At 40.9% G+C, this 19,470-nt stretch carries 17 protein-coding genes and 2 pseudogenes; 12 read left to right on the top strand and 7 right to left on the bottom strand.

Going from position 1 to position 19,470, the window contains the following annotated elements; genetic code table 11:
- Window positions 1-18: 18 nt before the first annotated feature.
- The 12 genes from P8P68_RS02450 to P8P68_RS02395 all read left to right on the top strand — a co-directional run bounded on the left by P8P68_RS02450 (window position 19) and on the right by P8P68_RS02395 (window position 12,283).
- Window positions 19-711 carry a YjjG family noncanonical pyrimidine nucleotidase gene (locus tag P8P68_RS02450; protein WP_278276097.1) on the top strand — a complete coding sequence of 231 codons (693 nt, stop codon included), beginning with the start codon at window positions 19-21 and terminating at the stop codon, window positions 709-711.
- 23 nt (window positions 712-734) lie between these two features.
- Window positions 735-1,028: a hypothetical protein gene (locus tag P8P68_RS02445; protein ID WP_278276096.1), complete on the top strand. Its 294-nt coding sequence runs from the start codon at window positions 735-737 to the stop codon at window positions 1,026-1,028.
- 120 nt (window positions 1,029-1,148) lie between these two features.
- On the top strand, window positions 1,149-1,904 hold the full coding sequence (locus P8P68_RS02440; RefSeq protein ID WP_278276095.1) for a DUF4336 domain-containing protein: 756 nt from the start codon (window positions 1,149-1,151) through the stop codon (window positions 1,902-1,904).
- A gap of 11 nt (window positions 1,905-1,915) precedes the next feature.
- Complete coding sequence (locus P8P68_RS02435; protein ID WP_278276094.1) at window positions 1,916-2,569, top strand: uracil-DNA glycosylase; 654 nt, start codon at window positions 1,916-1,918, stop codon at window positions 2,567-2,569.
- A 9-nt stretch (window positions 2,570-2,578) separates the two neighbouring features.
- A complete protein-coding gene (locus P8P68_RS02430) occupies window positions 2,579-3,043 on the top strand; it encodes an 8-oxo-dGTP diphosphatase (RefSeq protein ID WP_001135768.1) in 465 nt (154 codons plus the stop codon).
- A 12-nt stretch (window positions 3,044-3,055) separates the two neighbouring features.
- Window positions 3,056-4,324 (top strand): dihydroorotase, encoded by a 1,269-nt coding sequence (locus P8P68_RS02425; RefSeq protein ID WP_278276093.1) that lies wholly within the window; start codon window positions 3,056-3,058, stop codon window positions 4,322-4,324.
- Window positions 4,325-4,365: 41 nt separating this feature from the next.
- A complete protein-coding gene (locus P8P68_RS02420; RefSeq protein ID WP_278276092.1) occupies window positions 4,366-5,706 on the top strand; it encodes an MATE family efflux transporter in 1,341 nt (446 codons plus the stop codon).
- Between the two features lie 178 nt (window positions 5,707-5,884).
- On the top strand, window positions 5,885-6,853 hold the full coding sequence (locus P8P68_RS02415) for a thiamine pyrophosphate-dependent dehydrogenase E1 component subunit alpha (RefSeq protein ID WP_278276091.1): 969 nt from the start codon (window positions 5,885-5,887) through the stop codon (window positions 6,851-6,853).
- A gap of 16 nt (window positions 6,854-6,869) precedes the next feature.
- The gene (locus P8P68_RS02410) at window positions 6,870-7,862 is read left to right on the top strand and encodes an alpha-ketoacid dehydrogenase subunit beta (RefSeq protein WP_278276090.1); all 993 of its coding nucleotides are present in this window, start codon (window positions 6,870-6,872) and stop codon (window positions 7,860-7,862) included.
- Between the two features lie 447 nt (window positions 7,863-8,309).
- Complete coding sequence (locus tag P8P68_RS02405) at window positions 8,310-9,353, top strand: dihydrolipoamide acetyltransferase (RefSeq protein ID WP_000752712.1); 1,044 nt, start codon at window positions 8,310-8,312, stop codon at window positions 9,351-9,353.
- Window positions 9,354-9,394: 41 nt separating this feature from the next.
- Complete coding sequence (gene lpdA, locus P8P68_RS02400; RefSeq protein WP_001162881.1) at window positions 9,395-11,098, top strand: dihydrolipoyl dehydrogenase; 1,704 nt, start codon at window positions 9,395-9,397, stop codon at window positions 11,096-11,098.
- 195 nt (window positions 11,099-11,293) lie between these two features.
- On the top strand, window positions 11,294-12,283 hold the full coding sequence (locus tag P8P68_RS02395) for a lipoate--protein ligase (RefSeq protein WP_042902263.1): 990 nt from the start codon (window positions 11,294-11,296) through the stop codon (window positions 12,281-12,283).
- A gap of 72 nt (window positions 12,284-12,355) precedes the next feature.
- On the opposite strand, the gene xerS is transcribed toward P8P68_RS02395, so the two are convergent.
- From xerS to P8P68_RS02360, 7 genes and pseudogenes are all read right to left on the bottom strand, one after another.
- On the bottom strand, window positions 12,356-13,426 hold the full coding sequence (gene xerS / locus P8P68_RS02390) for a tyrosine recombinase XerS (RefSeq protein ID WP_049491412.1): 1,071 nt from the start codon (window positions 13,424-13,426) through the stop codon (window positions 12,356-12,358).
- A gap of 178 nt (window positions 13,427-13,604) precedes the next feature.
- Window positions 13,605-14,041: pseudogene (locus tag P8P68_RS02385) on the bottom strand (MepB family protein).
- Window positions 14,042-14,106: 65 nt separating this feature from the next.
- A pseudogene (locus P8P68_RS02380) lies at window positions 14,107-14,851 on the bottom strand (CPBP family intramembrane glutamic endopeptidase).
- Between the two features lie 51 nt (window positions 14,852-14,902).
- Entirely contained in the window at window positions 14,903-16,453 is a 1,551-nt protein-coding gene (locus P8P68_RS02375; protein ID WP_278276089.1) for a ClC family H(+)/Cl(-) exchange transporter, read from the bottom strand.
- A gap of 12 nt (window positions 16,454-16,465) precedes the next feature.
- Window positions 16,466-17,245, bottom strand: coding sequence for a ribonuclease HII (locus P8P68_RS02370; protein WP_278276088.1), 780 nt, complete (start codon window positions 17,243-17,245; stop codon window positions 16,466-16,468).
- A complete protein-coding gene (ylqF, locus tag P8P68_RS02365; protein ID WP_000201284.1) occupies window positions 17,232-18,083 on the bottom strand; it encodes a ribosome biogenesis GTPase YlqF in 852 nt (283 codons plus the stop codon). The genes P8P68_RS02370 and ylqF overlap by 14 nt, the downstream gene beginning before the upstream one ends.
- Window positions 18,084-18,286: 203 nt before the next feature.
- Complete coding sequence (locus P8P68_RS02360) at window positions 18,287-19,465, bottom strand: hypothetical protein (RefSeq protein WP_278276087.1); 1,179 nt, start codon at window positions 19,463-19,465, stop codon at window positions 18,287-18,289.
- Window positions 19,466-19,470 lie beyond the last annotated feature (5 nt).

The raw sequence follows: 19,470 nt of genomic DNA, 5'->3' as shown, positions 1-19,470 counted from the left end.
TTTCAGAAAGGAAACTCAATGTCCTACAAATTTCTACTTTTCGATCTCGATCACACCTTGCTTGATTTTGATGCTGCTGAGGATGTGGCACTGACGCAACTTTTAAAAGAAGAAGGAGTTGCAGACATTCAAGCCTATAAAGACTATTATGTTCCTATGAACAAGGCTCTCTGGAAGGACTTGGAACAAAAGAAAATCAGTAAACAAGAACTGGTTAACACGCGCTTTTTACGTTTGTTTGCTCATTTTGGACTGGAGAAAGACGGTAGGTTACTTGCTCAGCGTTACCAGTTTTTTCTAGCCCAGCAAGGACAAATCCTTTCGGGAGCTCATGAACTTTTGGACTGTCTCATTGAGCGTGATTATGAGCTGTACGCTGCGACAAATGGCATTACTGCTATTCAGACGGGTCGTCTGGCTCAATCTGGTCTGGCTCCCTATTTCAACCAAGTCTTTATCTCTGAACAGTTGCAGACGCAAAAGCCTGATGCACTATTCTATGAAAAAATCGGTCAGCAGATTGTAGGATTTAGTAAAGAAAAGACGCTGATGATCGGAGATTCCTTAACGGCTGATATTCAAGGAGGCAATAATGCAGGGATTGACACTATCTGGTACAATCCTCATCACCTCGAAAATCATACACCTGCCCAACCGACTTACGAAGTCCATTCCTACCAAGACTTACTGGATTGTTTAGATACTATCTAGTGATCTTCCTAAGAGGTGTTGATATGGAAACTAAAGTCATTGAAGAGATTGACAACTTACTAACCCTCATCGAGCAGTATCAGTTAGAAGGCGTGAATGCTCAAGTGAATTCGTTAAAAGAGTTAAAGTATTTCATAAGCAATCATATAGAACTAAGTACTCGAGAGAAGATGAATATCCACTATTCACTCTTTCTCCCTAGGGGTGGTTTATCTGAGCTCTACTATATGGACGCTAATCTTGAACGGATGATGTCAGTAAATAATCAACTTTCCTATGCTATTGATACAATCGAAAAGTTTCTAATAGCTGATTGATACTGTAAATACTAATGTCCAATACTAGGATCAATAACAGTATATAAGAACTGTAAAAAGTGGTTTCAATAGCCACTTTTTGCTATAATAGAGGCAGTAAAAATAAAGGAATAGTAAACGATGTCAAGACCAGAACTTTCTCTTTATGAACCATTGTATACACTAAAGGAAGTTGATCAAAATATCTGGATAGTAGACGGTGATTTGATTCAAATGGATATGAAGGTCTTCAAACTACCTTTTCAGACACGTATGACGGTGGTTAAGTTAAAGGATGGAAAACTTTGGATTCATTCTCCAATCGCGCCAAACGAGGAGCTCTTTACTGAACTGGATGCTTTGGGCAGAGTCGCTTACCTGATTTCTCCAAATAAGATTCACTATGCCTATATTGCAGATTGGAAAAAAAGATATCCTCATGCGCAAACATGGTCTAGTCCAGGAGTTGAAGAGAGAGCGAAAAGTCAGAATGTCAAGGTGGTATTCGATGCTCCCTTAACAGATAAGGCTCCTGACCTATGGTCTGATGATATTGATCAGCTTATTTTTAAGGGTAGTTCTATGATTGAAGAAGTGGTGTTTTTTCATAAATCAACTAAAACACTCATTGTAACGGACCTTATAGAGAATTTTGAATCGGAAAAGATAGCTAGTCCAATCCGAAGAAAAATCTATCGTTTAGCCCGTGTAACAGCTCCTGATGGACAAACTCCTATCGATTATAGGATGACTTTTTTTAGAAGACAAATAGAGGCAAAGGTTTCTTTTTCTCGTATGTTAAACTGGAAACCGGATAAAATCATACTTGCACATGGTTTATGCTTTTTTAAAAATGGTACGGATGAATTAAGACGTGCTTTTAGATGGATACGATAAAGGAGAGAAAGATGCGACACTCATCTTGGCATGCTTTGATTAAGGAGCGATTACCTGAGGGTTATTTTGGGAAAATCAATCAGTTTATGGAGCAAGTCTATGCTCAAGGAACTGTGTACCCGCCTAAGGAAAAAGTTTTTCAGGCTCTATTGACAACACCACTTGAAGAGGTTAAGGTGGTGATTCTGGGTCAGGATCCTTATCACGGACCAAGTCAGGCGCAGGGCTTGAGTTTTTCGGTTCCAGATGCTATTCCAGCTCCGCCATCATTGCAAAATATCTTGAAAGAATTAGCAGACGATATTGGCGTTAAGGAATCCCATGATTTGACAACTTGGGCTGAGCAAGGAGTCTTACTTCTCAATGCTTGCTTGACGGTTCCTGCTGGGCAGGCAAACGGTCATGCTGGGCAGATTTGGGAGCCTTTTACGGATGCTGTGATTCAGGTTGTCAATAATCTAGACAGACCTGTAGTCTTTGTGCTCTGGGGTGCTTATGCACGCAAGAAGAAGGCCTTGGTTACCAATCCTCACCACTTGATTATCGAATCAGCCCATCCTAGTCCGTTATCGGTTTATAGAGGATTTTGGGGTTCCAAGCCTTTTTCAAAGGCTAATGCATTTTTAAAAGAGACAGGACAAGAGCCAATCGATTGGCTTAGATAAGGAGAGAATATGCCTCAGTTAGCGACGATTTGCTACATTGATAACGGAAAAGAACTGCTCATGCTCCATCGCAATAAGAAGCCCAATGATGTCCACGAAGGTAAATGGATTGGTGTTGGTGGGAAGCTAGAGCGAGGTGAGACTCCTCAAGAATGCGCTGCGCGTGAAATCCTCGAAGAGACAGGTCTCAAAGCCAAGCCAGTACTTAAAGGTGTTATCACTTTTCCTGAATTTACGCCAGATTTAGACTGGTACACCTATGTTTTTAAGGTGACAGAGTTTGAGGGTGACTTGATTGACTGCAATGAGGGGACGCTGGAATGGGTTCCCTATGACGAGGTTTTGAGCAAGCCAACTTGGGAAGGTGACCACACCTTTGTTGAGTGGCTTTTAGAGGACAAACCCTTCTTTTCAGCCAAGTTTGTTTATGATGGGGATAAATTATTGGATACCCAAGTCGATTTCTATGAATAAAGGAGAAAGCAGATGCTACTTATCAAAAATGGTCGTGTAATGGATCCCAAGTCTGGTTTGGATCAAGTGTGTGATGTTTTAGTGCAAGATGGGAAAATTGTCAAGATTGCTCCCGAAATCAAGGAAGAAGGAGCAGAGCTAATTGATGCTACTGGTCTTGTAGTTGCGCCTGGACTAGTGGATATTCATGTTCATTTCCGTGAACCTGGTCAAACCCACAAGGAGGACATCCATACTGGGGCACTAGCGGCTGCTGCAGGTGGTTTTACAACGGTTGTCATGATGGCTAATACTAGTCCAACCATTTCGGACGTAGAGACTTTGAAAGAAGTTCTCCAGTCTGCTGCCAAGGAAAAGATTAACGTCAAGACAGTTGCGACTATTACCAAGAACTTTAATGGCCAAGACTTGACAGACTTTAAGGCTCTTTTAGAAGCTGGAGCCGTTGGTTTTTCAGATGATGGAATTCCGCTTGAAAGTAGTAAAGTGGTTAAGGAAGCAATGGTAGAAGCCAAAAAACTCAATACCTTTATCTGCCTTCATGAGGAAGATCCAGGTTTGAATGGAATTCTTGGCTTTAACGAAAACATCGCTAAAGAACATTTCCATATCTGTGGAGCGACAGGAGTGGCTGAGTACGCTATGATTGCGCGCGATGTTATGATTGCCTATGCAACCAAGGCCCATGTTCACATTCAGCATTTGTCTAAGGAAGAAAGTGTCAAGGTGGTGGAGTTTGCTCAAGGACTAGGTGCGCAGGTCACAGCAGAAGTAGCGCCACAGCATTTCTCTAAGACAGAAGCTCTTCTTTTAACTCAAGGAAGCAATGCCAAAATGAATCCTCCACTTCGTTTGGAGTCAGACCGTCGTGCCGTTATCGAAGGTCTCAAGTCAGGTGTTATCACAGTTATCGCAACGGACCACGCGCCTCACCATGCAGATGAGAAAAATGTTGAAGATATCACCAAAGCACCATCTGGTATGACAGGTTTGGAAACCTCTCTTTCTCTTGGTTTGACTTATTTGGTGGAAGCTGGTGAGTTGAGCTTGATGGAATTGCTAGAAAAAATGACTGTCAATCCAGCCAAGCTTTACAACTTTGAAGCAGGTTACTTGGCTGAGAATGGTCCAGCGGATATCACTATCTTTGACGCTAAGGCTGACCACCTTGTGGACTCCCATTTTGCGTCAAAAGCAGCTAATTCCCCATTTATCGGTGAAACTTTAAAAGGGCAGGTTAAATATACCATCTGCAAGGGACAAATTGTCTACCAAAACTAGATGGGATTCTGCTCTAGAAACTATAAGAATAGAGAGCGTATATGTATCCAACCCATCAATTTAAAGACAAGTTTGTCTTATTTCTTAAGATATTTTTCCCTATTCTGATCTATCAATTTGCCAATTATTCTGCCTCTTTTGTTGATACAACCATGACTGGGCAGTACAATACCATGGACTTGGCGGGGGTGTCAACCGCAACGAGTCTATGGAATCCTTTCTTTACTTTTTTAACAGGGATTGTTTCGGCCATGGTTCCCATCATAGGCCATCATCTGGGACGGGGCAAAAAGGAAGAAGTAGCATCTGATTTTTACCAATTTATCTACTTGGCTTTCGGACTGTCTTTGGTCTTGCTTGGAATGGTAGTATTCTTAGCGCCACCTGTCTTAACCAACATCGGACTAGAAGCTCAAGTGGCGGCAGTTGCAGTTTCCTATCTTTGGTACCTGTCTATTGGAATTATTCCCTTGTTGCTGTTCAGTGTCATTCGCTCTTTGTTGGATTCTCTTGGATTGACCAAGCTATCTATGTACCTCATGCTCCTATTACTTCCGCTCAATAGTAGTTTTAACTATCTCTTGATATATGGAGCTTTCGGTTTCCCAGAGCTTGGTGGCGCAGGGGCAGGGCTAGGAACTTCGCTAGCCTATTGGGTTTTATTGGGCATTTCCCTGCTTGTTTTGTTCAAACAAAAAAGATTAAAAGCGTTACATCTTGAAAAACGGATTCCACTCAATATAGATAAAATCAAGGAAGGTGTTCGGCTAGGTCTACCAATCGGGGGAACCGTCTTTGCTGAAGTAGCTATCTTTTCTGTGGTTGGCTTGATCATGGCTAAGTTTTCATCGCTCATCATCGCTAGCCACCAGTCAGCCATGAACTTCTCAACTCTCATGTATGCCTTTCCAGTGAGCATTTCTTCTGCTATGGCAATAGTGGTTTCTTATGAGGTTGGGGCAAAGCGTTTTGATGATGCAAAAACCTATGCTCGTCTGGGGAGAATAACTGCCCTTATTTTTGCAGGTCTTACCCTGTCCTTTCTCTACATTTTTAGAGATCGTGTAGCAAGTCTATATGGAAATGACCCTCACTTCATTGAAACCACGGCTGTTTTCCTGACATACAGTCTCTTTTTCCAGCTAGCTGATACCTTTGCGGCTCCGCTCCAAGGAATTTTAAGAGGGTATAAGGATACTATCGTTCCTTTCTATCTTGGATTAATCGGGTATTGGGGAGTAGCGATACCACTAGGATATCTACTAGATCAGGTAACTGATTTAGGGGCATTTGCTTACTGGATTGGGTTGATTGCCAGCTTGATTGTTTCTGGTTGTTTGTATCAATGGCGTTTGAAAACCGTAATGAAAAGATTGAGCTAGTTTTTGGAAAATATCCTGAAAAAGCACTTTGTGAAATAATGCTCTAACTAGAGAGAATCCCTGTTTTAACAGGGATTTATTTTTTTATATTGTGAAATTTTAATAGCCATATACTTTGACAGTGTATACTAAAAAAGGTAAAATAGTAAGGTAAGTACAAAGTTAGAAAGGCAAGATTATGTCAACTTTAGATAAGAATCTTTTGCTAGAGATGTTCCGTAAGATGGAAGAAATCCGTCGCATGGACTTAAAAATTGCTCAGTTAGTGAAAAAGGGGAAAGTTCCCGGTATGACTCACTTTTCTGTCGGAGAGGAAGCTGCTAACGTCGGAGCGATGCTGGCTCTTAATCCAGATGATCTGATTACCTCAAATCACCGTGGACACGGGCAAGCTATTGCTAAGGGGATTGACCTCAATGGAATGATGGCTGAAATCCTCGGGAAATACACTGGAACCTGTAAAGGAAAAGGTGGTTCTATGCATATAGCTGACCTGGATGCTGGTAACCTTGGTGCCAATGGTATTGTAGGTGGTGGTATGGGAATCGCTGTCGGTGCAGCCCTCAGTCAGCAAATGCAACATACTGGAAAAATCGTCGTTTGCTTCTTTGGAGATGGCGCGACCAACGAAGGTGTCTTCCACGAAGCAGTGAACATGGCTTCTATTTGGAAACTTCCTGTTATTTTCTACTGCATTAACAACGGTTATGGGATCTCTGCGGATATCAAGAAAATGACTAACGTGGAACATATTCATCACCGTAGCGCAGCTTATGGAATTCCTGGAATGTTTATCGAAGATGGAAACAATGTCATCGACGTCTATGAAGGATTTAAGAAAGCCGTAGACCATGTTCGTGGTGGCAATGGTCCTGTATTGATTGAAAGTGTCACTTACCGCTGGCTTGGTCACTCATCATCAGACCCTGGTAAATATCGTACTCGCGAAGAAGTGGAATTGTGGAAACAAAAAGACCCAATTGAAAACCTCCGCAATTACCTTATTGAAAATAAGATTGCAAGCGCTGAAGAATTGGAAGAAATCCAAGAACAAGTGAAAACAGCAGTAGAAGCTTCTGTTAAATTTGCTGAGGAAAGCCCATTCCCACCGCTTGAATCCGCATTTGAAGATATTTACGCAGACTAAGGAGAAAGAGATAAAAATGGAAACAAAAACAATGTCCTTCCGTGACACCATTATCCTTGCTATGTCTGAGGAAATGCGTCGCGATGAAAATGTGTTCTTGATGGGAGAAGACGTCGGTGTCTTCGGAGGAGACTTCGGAACTTCTGTTGGAATGCTTGAAGAATTTGGTCCAGAACGTATCCGTGACTGTCCGATTTCTGAAGCTGCTATCTCTGGAGCAGCTGCTGGAGCAGCCATGACGGGACTTCGTCCAATCGTCGATATGACCTTTATGGATTTCTCAGTCATTGCCATGGACAATATCGTCAACCAAGCTGCTAAAACACGTTATATGTTTGGTGGTAAAGGTCAAGTTCCAATGACTGTCCGTTGTGCAGCTGGTAACGGAGTTGGTTCTGCCGCACAGCACTCGCAATCCCTAGAGTCTTGGTTCACTCACATTCCTGGACTTAAGGTTGTAGCACCAGGTACACCTGCTGACATGAAAGGACTGCTCAAGTCTTCTATCCGTGATAACAACCCAGTTATCATTCTTGAGTACAAGTCAGAATTTAATCAAAAAGGGGAAGTGCCAGTTGATCCAGACTATACAATCCCACTTGGAGTTGGGGAAATCAAACGTCAAGGTACAGATGTAACAGTTGTTACTTATGGTAAAATGCTTCGTCGTGTGGTTCAAGCTGCTGAGGAATTGGCAGAAGAAGGAATTTCGGTTGAAATTGTTGACCCACGTACCCTTGTACCGCTTGATAAGGATATCATCATTAACTCAGTTAAGAAGACTGGTAAGGTTGTTCTGGTTAACGATGCCCACAAAACAAATGGCTATATCGGAGAGATTTCAGCTATCATTTCAGAATCAGAAGCATTTGATTATCTAGACGCACCAATCCGCCGTTGCGCCGGAGAAGACGTGCCAATGCCTTACGCACAAAACCTAGAAAATGCAATGATTCCAACAGTTGAAAGCATCAAAGATGCAATCCGAAAAACCTATAACAAAGAATAAAACTACATAAGATAAATTATGTAAACAATTGTTCTTTTTAACTTTAACAACTTGAGATACGTTTTGTATCTAAGTTGTTTGTAAAGTTGCGACAGAAGGGAGTCGAATCGATACTATTCGACGAACGACTTAGTAAGTCTACTAGGTTGACCGCCTAATAGCGGCAACCGTAGTAACTTGAGACACGTTTCGTGTCCAAGTTACTTGTAGAGTTGAACACGGGCTAAAAGCTCGGAAAAAAGATAAATCTCCTTGGCTTCATCGAAGCCAGCGTCGATTTCCTATTTTTCGGTCGCTTTTTACGCCCTTTGCATCATGTAATTGAATTCGGACGGAGGTCTTCGAAAAAAAGATAGATTTCCTTGTGTGCATCGAACACATGGTCAATCTCCTATTTTTTCATTGCCCTCTTCGTCCTTAATATCTTAGTATAGAATTGGAGAGGTCATGGCTGATGACAAGCTAAGAGCGACTCCTGCGGCTAGAAAGTTAGCGGATGATCTAGGGATCAACCTCTACGACGTTTCTGGCTCAGGTGCAAACGGTCGTGTCCACAAAGAAGACGTGGAAACTTATAAAGACACAAATGTGGTTCGCATTTCGCCACTTGCAAAACGAATTGCCCTCGAACATAACATTGCTTGGCAGGAAATCCAAGGAACGGGTCACCGTGGTAAAATCATGAAGAAGGACGTTTTGGCCTTACTTCCTGAAAATATCGAAAACGACACCATCAAGTCTCCTGCTCAAATCGAAAAAGTGGAAGAAGTTCCAGACAATATCACTCCTTATGGTGAGATTGAGCGTATTCCAATGACACCAATGCGTAAGGTTATCGCGCAACGTATGGTTGAATCTTACCTAACTGCGCCAACTTTCACACTCAACTACGATGTCGATATGTCAGAAATGTTGGCTCTTCGTAAGAAGGTTCTTGAGCCAATTATGGAAGCGACTGGTAAGAAGACTACTGTAACAGACCTTCTTTCACTCGCTGTTGTGAAAACATTGATGAAACACCCATACATCAATGCTTCATTGACAGAAGACGGCAAGACCATTATCACTCATAACTATGTCAACCTTGCGATGGCGGTTGGGATGGATAACGGATTGATGACACCAGTTGTTTACAATGCTGAAAAAATGAGCTTGTCAGAGTTGGTTGTAGCCTTTAAGGATGTCATTGGTCGTACCTTGGATGGCAAATTGGCTCCAAGTGAGTTACAAAACTCAACCTTCACAATTAGTAACTTGGGAATGTTTGGCGTTCAGTCCTTTGGGCCAATCATCAATCAGCCAAACTCTGCTATCTTGGGTGTGAGCTCAACAGTAGAGAAACCTGTCGTTGTTAATGGCGAAGTTGATATTCGTCCTATCATGAGCCTTGGTTTAACTATTGACCACCGTGTTGTAGATGGTATGGCTGGTGCTAAGTTTATGAAAGACTTGAAAGCCTTGATTGAGAATCCGATCTCAATGTTGGTTTAAGTCAGCTATTGTTATTTTAGAGATTTAGAAGGAAGTAAGACATGGCCTTAGAAGTAATTATGCCAAAAGCCGGCGTAGATATGACAGAAGGACAAATTGTCCAATGGAATAAAAAAGTCGGTGAATTTGTAAAAGAAGGAGAAATCCTTTTGGAAATCATGACTGACAAAGTCAGCATGGAATTGGAAGCCGAAGAAGATGGATACTTGATTGCCATCCTTAAAGGAGATGGTGAAACTGTCCCTGTAACTGAAGTTATCGGTTACCTTGGAGAAGAAGGGGAAAACATCCCAACAGCTGGAGCAGCTGCGCCAGAATCAAAACCTGCACCTGCAGCTAGTGCCTCAAACGACGATGGTAAGAGCGATGATGCCTTTGATATCGTTGTGATTGGTGGAGGTCCTGCTGGTTATGTTGCAGCCATTAAAGCTGCCCAACTCGGTGGGAAGGTTGCCCTTGTTGAGAAATCTGAACTCGGTGGAACGTGTTTGAACCGTGGCTGTATCCCAACCAAGACCTACCTTCACAATGCTGAAATCATCGAAAATATCGGTCATGCAGCAAACCGAGGTATCGTCATCGAAAATCCAAACTTCACTGTAGATATGGATAAACTTTTAGAGACAAAATCTAAGGTTGTCAATACTTTGGTTGGTGGTGTTGCAGGTCTTCTTCGTAGTTACGGAGTTACTGTTCATAAGGGAATTGGTACAATCACTAAAGATAAGAATGTCTTGGTAAATGGTTCTGAATTGCTTGAAACCAAGAAAATTATCCTTGCCGGTGGTTCAAAAGTCAGCAAGATCAACGTTCCTGGTATGGAATCTCCACTTGTCATGACCAGTGATGACATTCTTGAAATGAACGAAGTACCAGAAAGCCTCGTAATCATCGGTGGTGGGGTTGTCGGTATCGAACTCGGCCAAGCATTCATGACATTTGGTTCAAAAGTAACTGTTATCGAAATGATGGACCGTATCGTTCCAGCTATGGATGCGGAAGTGTCTAAGAATCTTCGCTTGATTCTTGAGCGTAAAGGTATGACTATCTTGACAGGTACAAAATTGCAAGAAATCATCGAAGAAAATGGTCAACTTCGTATCAAGGTTGAAGGAAAAGACGATATCATCGCTAGCAAAGCTCTTCTTTCAATCGGTCGTGTACCAGACCTTGAAGGAATTGGCGATGTTGAGTTTGAATTGGATCGTGGTCGTATTAAGGTCAATGAGTACATGGAAACTTCTGTTCCTGGAATCTACGCACCAGGTGACATCAACGGTACTAAAATGTTGGCGCACGCAGCCTTCCGTATGGGGGAAGTTGCTGCTGAAAATGCCCTCAAAGGAAACCATGCTGTTGCTAAATTGAACTTGACTCCAGCAGCTATCTACACTCTCCCTGAAGTAGCAGCAGTAGGTCTGACTGAAGAACAAGCACGTGAGAAATACGATGTTGCAATCGGTAAATTCAACTTTGCAGCCAACGGTCGTGCCATTGCATCGGATGCTGCTCAAGGTTTCGTAAAAGTCATTGCAGATAAGAAATACGGGGAAATCCTTGGTGTGCACATCATTGGTCCTGCAGCCGCAGAATTGATTAACGAGGCATCAAGCATTATCGAAATGGAAATCACTGTTGAGGAAATGCTGAAGACCATCCACGGACACCCAACCTACTCTGAAGTGATGTACGAAGCATTTGCGGATGTTCTAGGAATGGCTATCCATTCACCTAAGAAAAAATAAATAAGATTTTCAACTAAATTTTCTTAAAGTAGTACGGACGGCAGCGACCTCTATTAGAGTTCCATGCCTAAAAATTGAGCCTCTTGTCTCAATTTTTCCGAGAAATGTAACGATAACACGTTACATTTCTTTTTACCACTTTAGAAAATTGGATTGCTATGAACAGAATTTAAAAACTAAATTTTTGGAAATACTATGAAATACATTATCAATCATTCAAACGACACTGCTTTTAATATCGCCTTGGAAGAATATGCCTTTAAACACCTTTTGGATGAGGATCAAATCTTCCTACTTTGGATTAACAAACCTTCTATCATTGTTGGTCGTCACCAGAATACTATCGAAGAAATCAACCGTGATTATGTCCGTGCAAATGGCATTGAGGTAGTCCGCCGTATCAGTGGTGGTGGAGCTGTTTATCACGATCTGAACAATCTCAACTACACCATCATTTCAAAAGAAGATGAAAACAAGGCCTTTGACTTTAAGAGTTTTTCAACTCCAGTTATCAATACCTTGGCTCAACTCGGTGTTAAAGCTGAGTTTACAGGCCGTAATGACCTTGAGATTGAAGGTAAGAAATTCTGTGGCAATGCCCAAGCCTATATCAATGGGCGTATCATGCACCACGGTTGCTTGCTCTTTGACGTTGATTTGTCAGTCCTTGCTAACGCCCTCAAGGTTTCAAAAGATAAATTTGAATCAAAAGGTGTGAAATCTGTCCGTGCCCGTGTAACCAATATTGTCAATGAATTACCAGAAAAAATCACAGTTGAAGAATTCCGTGATTTACTATTGGAATACATGAAAAAAGAGTACCCAGAGATGACTGAATACGTTTTTTCTGAGGAAGAATTGGCTGAAATCAATCGCATCAAGGATACAAAGTTTGGTACTTGGGACTGGAACTACGGCAAATCACCTGAGTTTAACGTCCGTCGTGGAACAAAATTCACTAGTGGTAAGGTAGAAGTCTTTGCCAATGTTCTTGAATCAAAAATCCAAGACATCAAAATTTATGGTGACTTCTTTGGTATCGAGGACGTTGCTGCAGTAGAAGATGTCCTTCGTGGAGTGAAATACGAACGTGAGGATGTTCTTAAAGCTCTAGAAACTATTGATATTACACGCTACTTTGCTGGTATTAGCCGTGAAGAAATCGCTGAAGCAGTAGTGGGATAAAAAGAAAAGAAGTTGGTTGTTTGACCAGCTTCTTTTTATGAGTTATATTTTACATAAATAATTTTATGTATTTTATAAGCTATCCAAAGCATTCTTTTGTTCATCATTGACAATGTGGGTATAGAGGTCAGTGACTTGTGTACTGGCATGTCCTAGCTGATGGCTGACCAAAACTTGAGATTTAGTTGCATCATAGAGCCTGGTTGCTAAGGTATGGCGGAGTTTGTGGGGAGTTACACGGACTTTAAAGTCCTCAGAGTACTTAGCAACCATCTTTTCAACGCTAGAAGCATCAATACGATTGGGAACACCTCGATAGAGTGTCAAAAAGAGAGCTGTATCCGTCTTTTCCGTCTTATAGCGTTGATTTCGAATGGCGAGATAATTCTCTAGGTAAGGCTTAGCAAAGGCAGCGACATTGACCGAGTCTCGTTTACCCCCTTTTCGAGTGACATCGATAACCATCATTTTGAGATTAAGGTCTCTTAGATCCAGATTAACAGCTTCAGATAAGCGGACACCAGACGCCAAGAGAAGGGCAATAATAGCCAAATCACGTTCTTTATTCTTATTAAATGATGAGAGAGCGCGATTTGAGAGCTGTTGTGGGTACTCCTGGTCGATATAGGTTAGAAAACCTTCTGTTTCATCACCTAGAAAGAGTTTTTGCTTGATGTTTTCAGCTCTGGCAGCAAGAGTTTCTTTCTTTTTCTTGGTTGAAACTTTCTTCATTACATTACGATAGAAATAAGGCTCTCCTTGGTCGTTTTCAACTTCCTCGGTCAGATACTTGTAAAGACTGGAAAGTGCTGACAAGGTCCGATTGATGGTCGTCTGAGAGACACCTTGCTTGGTTGTATTAGCATTCAGCAATGGACGTTCACGTAGATAAAGAATAAAGGATTCCATGTCTTTTTTAGACATATTTTCCAAGACCGATAAAGGAATGTCAGACATTTTATCAGCATTTGAAATTCCAGACTCTAAAACCCAGCTGAAAAATCGATCGTATTCCTTGAGGTATTCGTACAGAGTTGTAAAACTGTAGGGAACAGCAAGCTTTGATTGATAGTATTCCAGAACATACCAGGGCATGATTTGTTTTAGTTTGTCGATCCGTTCCAGTAAAATCTCACGTTTCATGTATTTTCTCCATAATTAGGTCTACTAGTAGTATAGCATAGACTTATATATTTTTCAAGAAAATTATAGTTTTTCGGAAAGACGTTATAAGTGTTTGATGGATTCTAGAAAAAACAAAGACCTGATTCTGCAATCATAAGAAACAGGTCTTTTGTGTGTATGTAATCCGGCAATATGTTTATACTTTAATTTCTCTAAAATATTGAAATTGCCATTTTTGTGTTGCTCGAGCTGTTGTATTTAAATTTGAGCACCAAGGAGGATAAAATCGCATAGACATTTTTCCATTGCTATCTTTTGTCGACAGAATGTTTTTACGAATAGCCACCTCGTTTGGAATAATGAATAGTCCCCTCTTATCATTATCAATGATAACGATTATAAGTTCATTTCCTAAATCCTCATTGGTATAAGGAATGTTCTTGTTGTTTTGGTCTTTTTCCAAAAAACTGTAAAATATCCTTCTTTTTTTGGTGTTCTTTTTGCCAAGCGGCATCTTTTATACCCTTGCTCTTCCTTTATATTGATAAGAATACCTTCGTATTTTTCATTGTATTTTTCTTCAATGAAATCAAAATCACCATAAAAATTATATAAAACATCGAGTATTTTCATTATGATGTATATCCTCCTTAGCAAATAACTTTTCCAAAGAATAATACTGTTTCCAACAAAATCAGCTACCGACTATACTCATCTTTTTTATGTATTACCATATAGCAGGATACCAAGATGATGAAGATTTTAAGCAGGTAGGTTTCGGATCGATCAGTGTCTATGGTTATCTGAGACAAGACATTAATGATCGAATGTGTCATAACGCAAATCCAGAGATTCTTTGTTTTGTTATATAGAGCTGAGAGTATGAAAGAATTCGTCAGCAATCCAAATAAAAACGGTAGAATTTGCAGAGTTGCTAGGGAACCATCAATGTAAAAGAACAACAGATGCCAAATCGCCCAGCTGAAAAAGGTTAGGATTGTTGAGGGAAAATACGGTAGCTTCTCTTGTAAAATTGGTTGAAAGACATATCGCCATCCAATCTCTTCTATACCACCAAAGACAATAAATTTGAAGAACATCAAAAACGGGAGATACCAGCTAAATTCTACTATTTTCCCACCAAACATTAGAAAAGAAAAATCAAGGACAATAAGGAAAAAAGATAATAAATAGTGTTTATAACTGGTATGAATGCTAAAAAAAATCGTTTACAATCTTCTTAAAATGAATATGAAAATAGTGATTTGCAACAATTATTCCCCAAAGAGCTGAAGAAATGCCACCTAGAAAGATTCCTAAAATAGATAATAGATTATTGGACTGAACAGAAAAATGATTCAAGAGAAAGAAAAGGAGACAAACTGATACTAACTGGCTAAATGTGCCTAGCAAATATACCGCAATTGCCTTATTTCTTTTCATAGAGAATCCTTTCGATAATGTTTTACGTAAAATAAATTATGTAAACAGAACTTACAACAACAAATCTTTGACTTTTCCAATTTCACTTTTTGGAATCACCAGGTGAATCATATCACCCAGATACATTCTAGTTGAGCCGTTAACTGTTTGGCTCTTGCCATTATGGACTTGGGTGGTAATGAGTACGTTATGTGGCAAGTTGAGTTCGTGAACCTGTTTTCCAGCGATTTTGTCAGACACAGGGATTTCTATGAGGGTGACTTCTCCTTCGTCTGTTGCTTCTTCTGGTAGCATTTTTTCAAGCATGGCCTCATAGACTGGTGCCCCCTTGAGCAGATCCATGACGATGTAGGCGACTAAGGTCACTAAGCCCAGTGGCATGAGATTGCGAATGTCACCTACCATTTCGGTTACCAGAATCATAGCGGTTAAGGGAGCTTTAGATATTGCTCCAAAGTAGCCACTCATTCCCAGAATGACAAATATAGGGAATTGCTCCTGACTGACAAGCCCAAGATTGACACAAATGACACCGACTAGGGCACCAAGTAAGGAACCAAGCGCCAAAATGGGTAGGAAAATTCCTCCTGAGAGACCACTTCCATAACTAATCATGCTCCAAACAAAGCGAATCAAAAAGTAAGCTAATAGAACTTGGAAATTAAAATTTTGCTCAGTTAAGGAAAGAACCAGCTGATTTCCACCACCAAGAATTTGTGGCAAGAAAATCCCGACTGGTATGATAAGGATAAAGGCTAGGATTGGATAATAAGCTTTATCCAAATGGATTTTTTGACCAATCCAGTCATAAATTCGACCAATATTGAGTACAGCTTTCTCATAGAGAAAAGCAGAAAGCCCGAGAAAAACTCCCATAAGGAGGTATATCCAATACTGGTCTAGGGTCATGAGAGGAATGTTGTCTGGCATATCTAGTACGGGTGTTAGGCCGAATATGAGTAGTGAGACAAAGTTTGCTACGAGACTGGCTGCTAGAGTTGAGACCCAGAAAAAGCGGGAAAAATGATGATAGACTTCTTCTACAACAAAGAGGAGACCTGCGATTGGTGCATTAAAGGCAGCGGCTAAACCTGCAGCAGCTCCACTGGCGATCAGGGAACGTTCCTCTACTGGGCTAGATTTGAGCCACTTGGCGATGCCTTTACCACCAACTGCTCCAAGTTGAATACTTGGTCCTTCTCGACCTAGCATAAGGCCACTGGCAATAGCAAGAATCCCTAATACATATTTCTTCCAGAGGACACTCCACCAGTTAAGAGACATGAGTCCTTTTAGTTCGGCTTCGACTTGAGGAATTCCTGAACCCTTGATATCTTTTTCTGACCGAGTTAGTTTCGCACTAAGCCAGCAAACGATTAAATAAAATAGACCAATGATAAAAAGATTGCGCACTAGGTGCGCTTGATCTTGATAAAGTCCTTGTATCAGGTGGAAGCCCTTTTCGATTAAGAAACGAAAGGATCCGACAATGAGCCCGACGACGAGACCAACAATGACTCCTCGCCCAACTTGGGATAATATGGTGCTTGAGGCAAAGGCAAATTCTTTCTTGGAACTGAGTGTTTCTGACTGTTCCTCCATAATCATTTCCTCTTACTTGTCTTTCTTAGTTGAAACCAGTGTTTTGACTGGTTCAAAACTGGTTCGGTGAATTGGGGTGACACCTAGTTTTTCTAGTCCTTCTAGGTGTTTTGCTGTTCCATAACCTGCATTAGCCGTGAAATCATAGCCAGGATATTGCTGATCGTATTCCATCATCAATTCATCCCGTGTCACCTTGGCCACTATAGATGCAGCTGCGATGGAGAGGGAGTTGGCATCTCCTTTGATAATGGAGGTTTGTGAAATTGGTAACTCCAGTTTCATGGCATCTATCAAGAGATGCTCAGGTTGCGGACTGAGCTGGGAGATTGCTTCCTTCATAGCTAGTTTGGTAGCTTCATAGATATTGACTTGGTCAATGACTTGATTATCCATGATACCAATCCCGATTGCTAAGGCTTGGTCTTGAACAGCTTGATAAATTTCCAGATGTTTCTTTTTGGGGATCTTTTTGCTATCGTTGAGGCCTTTAATCTTACAATTTTTAGGTAAAATAACAGCTGCAGCGACTACAGGTCCAGCCAGAGGACCACGGCCAACCTCATCAACACCTGCTATTAAGGTCACTCCTTGCTTGTAAAGCTCTTTTTCATAGGAAAGCATGGATTCCAAACGAAGGTCCTCATCCAGTTCAGCCTGTATGGCTTTTTTACGCTTGCTGATTTCCTTTTGAACTCCAGTTCGGCTATCTTTTTCCAGTTCAAGAAAAAGGGGATTGTATAAGTCTTTGACCGTGGCAAGAAGTTCTTTGATTTCTTTAATCGTCGTCATCGATATCGTCCAATGTATCTAAGGTGTAGTTACCGAGTTTTCCATCACGAACTTCCTTCACGAAGAGGCTGTAAAAACGGTCGTAGTCGTCTCGGAAACCGAGGGCACGTGTCATATCCATGATAATAACAGGAGCATCTTCTTCAATTTTCATTTGTTTGAAGCGTTCAGCTAGCTTATCTGGATAATGTTTTTTGAAATAATTGAGACCAAAAATGGTGACTTCATCCATAGGAAGCAACTGGTCTTTAATTGCTCCAGTTAAGGCTAATTTCAGTGCGACAGCATCATCTTCAAACTTAGGCCAAAGAATCCCTGGTGTGTCTAGGATTTCAAGGTCTTTATTGGTTTTGAGCCATTGTTGCCCCTTGGTAACACCTGGTTTATTGCCGACCACCGCAATCTTTTTCCCAGCCAAACGGTTCATCAGAGTTGATTTGCCAGCATTTGGAATTCCGATAATCATGGTACGCAAGGTTTCAATCTGAATGCCACGTTCTTTCTGGCGTGCAATCTTATCAGCCATAAGCTTTTTGGCTGCATCTGTCACAACTTTTACGGTAACTTGCTCTTTGGAGTTGATTGCCAGAGTTTGAATCCCTTGTGATTCAAAGTACTGACGCCATTCTTTTGTCATTGCTGGATCAGCTAGGTCTGCCTTGTTTAAAATCAAGAGTTTGGGTTTATCTCCCACAATCTTGTTTAACATAGGATTTTGACTAGATAAAGGTAGGCGAGCATCCACCAAAATCGTCACAAAATCAATAAATTTTAAATTCTCCTGAACTTGTCGCCGAGCCTTTGACATGTGACCCGGAAACCATTGAATAGTAGCCATAATAATTCCCCTTCCGACTAAAAAAAACGTGATAAAAACGTTTTCTTTCTTACCATCTATTCTATCATAAATGATCCCTCTTTGCATAGGCTTTTGTCTACAAAAATGAGTATATATAGTAAAAATGTTTGCATAAATAATGTATTGTTATATCAAAGTACGAGAAAATACCTATCAAGTCATATTGACTATAGGTATTTTTCTTATAAGAGTATTCTTGAGAGAAAAGGGCTGATACAATTTGTGACAATCGTTTCACTCCAGAGAATTTGCGCTGGGGATAAATAATCAGCTCTTAAACATTCTTTTAAAAATTCAGCAGCTTGATCCGGAGCAATTTCAAACTCAAAGACTTTCATCTTGTAGAAAAAGTCTTTGAGATGCTCAGATAAGTAATCATCTGAAAAAGCTACTTCTCCACTTTTTCGAAATTCTAATAAGAGTCGAGCAAATCTGGATTTTTCATCAGGCAAATCACGAAAATAGGAATTAAGAAGCCAAGTCTGCTTCTGCTTTCGTTCAATCGGATCTTGATTTGCAATTCGCTGATCCTTTTCCAACTCCTTTTGGTTTTGTTTAGCCTTGATAGCCCGTTCGTCTCTATTCTTACCAAAGAGGATTTTTTCCCATTTTCGTTCTTCTTGGGTCAAGGTTTCTGTAAAGCCAAAGTAATCTTGATAGGCTCGTTCTGCAGGTCCCATAGCAAGAATGAGGTTGTCAGCGTATTGCTTGGCGATTTTATCTCTTTTCTTGCGTTCTTTCTCTGCTTGAATCCGTAAATGCTGCTCGTAGTCAATTTTCTCCTTGCCTAGTTTGACAAGGTAGAGTTGGTCATCGGTCTTACCAAGTAGAAAAGGTTTGATACACTTTTCCAGCACTTCTTCCATACGAGCCTTCTTCTTTGGCTCTGCCTTGGTCCAACTTCCGCCTTGAAAGACCTCTAGGAAGAGCTGATAGTCTCTCTCAGGAGCAAAATGATTGCCACGATTGGCTTTGAAAACACCTTTTTCCCAAAACCATTTTAGAAGTCGTTCGTCAAAATCGCTTTTAGTGACCTTGATTTTTTCCTTTTTCTGAGCCTTTCTGGTTAGATTTTCAACCTTTCTGAGCAGTTTTTCTTCCTCTTCGAGTTGCTGGTCTAAAGTCATTCGATGAAAATGGCGAACACAGTCGCTTCCTATAGGAAAGAGACGTTGGCCTGTAACTCCGTTAAAGAGTTCGTAGGCGTATTTGATAGCGTTCCCACAGACACAGTTACTACGGCCAATGCCATTAAAAATCAAGGAAACTTCATTCCATTCCTTGGTAGCTTGATCCCAAGTATCGGCTTTTGAAGCCTGTAAAACCGCATCGTGCAGGGATTTTCTAACTGGAAGTGGCATGAGGT

Source organism: Streptococcus sp. D7B5 (assembly GCF_029691405.1).
Lineage (GTDB): Bacteria > Bacillota > Bacilli > Lactobacillales > Streptococcaceae > Streptococcus.
The sequence above is the reverse complement of the archived record's forward strand: the minus strand, read 5'-3'. Positions and strand labels throughout refer to the sequence as shown.

What these genes read in the sequence shown, in the direction of transcription:
- P8P68_RS02375 (WP_278276089.1), bottom strand. Translation starts at nt 16,453, where the DNA reads ATGGAGGAACAGTCAGAAACACTCAGTTCCAAGAAAGAATTTGCCTTT.
- P8P68_RS02440 (WP_278276095.1), top strand. Translation starts at nt 1,149, where the DNA reads ATGTCAAGACCAGAACTTTCTCTTTATGAACCATTGTATACACTAAAG.
- P8P68_RS02410 (WP_278276090.1), top strand. Translation starts at nt 6,870, where the DNA reads ATGGAAACAAAAACAATGTCCTTCCGTGACACCATTATCCTTGCTATG.
- P8P68_RS02370 (WP_278276088.1), bottom strand. Translation starts at nt 17,245, where the DNA reads ATGACGACGATTAAAGAAATCAAAGAACTTCTTGCCACGGTCAAAGAC.
- P8P68_RS02395 (WP_042902263.1), top strand. Translation starts at nt 11,294, where the DNA reads ATGAAATACATTATCAATCATTCAAACGACACTGCTTTTAATATCGCC.
- P8P68_RS02435 (WP_278276094.1), top strand. Translation starts at nt 1,916, where the DNA reads ATGCGACACTCATCTTGGCATGCTTTGATTAAGGAGCGATTACCTGAG.
- P8P68_RS02415 (WP_278276091.1), top strand. Translation starts at nt 5,885, where the DNA reads ATGTCAACTTTAGATAAGAATCTTTTGCTAGAGATGTTCCGTAAGATG.
- P8P68_RS02450 (WP_278276097.1), top strand. Translation starts at nt 19, where the DNA reads ATGTCCTACAAATTTCTACTTTTCGATCTCGATCACACCTTGCTTGAT.
- P8P68_RS02430 (WP_001135768.1), top strand. Translation starts at nt 2,579, where the DNA reads ATGCCTCAGTTAGCGACGATTTGCTACATTGATAACGGAAAAGAACTG.
- P8P68_RS02425 (WP_278276093.1), top strand. Translation starts at nt 3,056, where the DNA reads ATGCTACTTATCAAAAATGGTCGTGTAATGGATCCCAAGTCTGGTTTG.
- P8P68_RS02445 (WP_278276096.1), top strand. Translation starts at nt 735, where the DNA reads ATGGAAACTAAAGTCATTGAAGAGATTGACAACTTACTAACCCTCATC.
- P8P68_RS02405 (WP_000752712.1), top strand. Translation starts at nt 8,310, where the DNA reads ATGGCTGATGACAAGCTAAGAGCGACTCCTGCGGCTAGAAAGTTAGCG.
- P8P68_RS02420 (WP_278276092.1), top strand. Translation starts at nt 4,366, where the DNA reads ATGTATCCAACCCATCAATTTAAAGACAAGTTTGTCTTATTTCTTAAG.
- P8P68_RS02360 (WP_278276087.1), bottom strand. Translation starts at nt 19,465, where the DNA reads ATGCCACTTCCAGTTAGAAAATCCCTGCACGATGCGGTTTTACAGGCT.
- lpdA (WP_001162881.1), top strand. Translation starts at nt 9,395, where the DNA reads ATGGCCTTAGAAGTAATTATGCCAAAAGCCGGCGTAGATATGACAGAA.
- ylqF (WP_000201284.1), bottom strand. Translation starts at nt 18,083, where the DNA reads ATGGCTACTATTCAATGGTTTCCGGGTCACATGTCAAAGGCTCGGCGA.
- xerS (WP_049491412.1), bottom strand. Translation starts at nt 13,426, where the DNA reads ATGAAACGTGAGATTTTACTGGAACGGATCGACAAACTAAAACAAATC.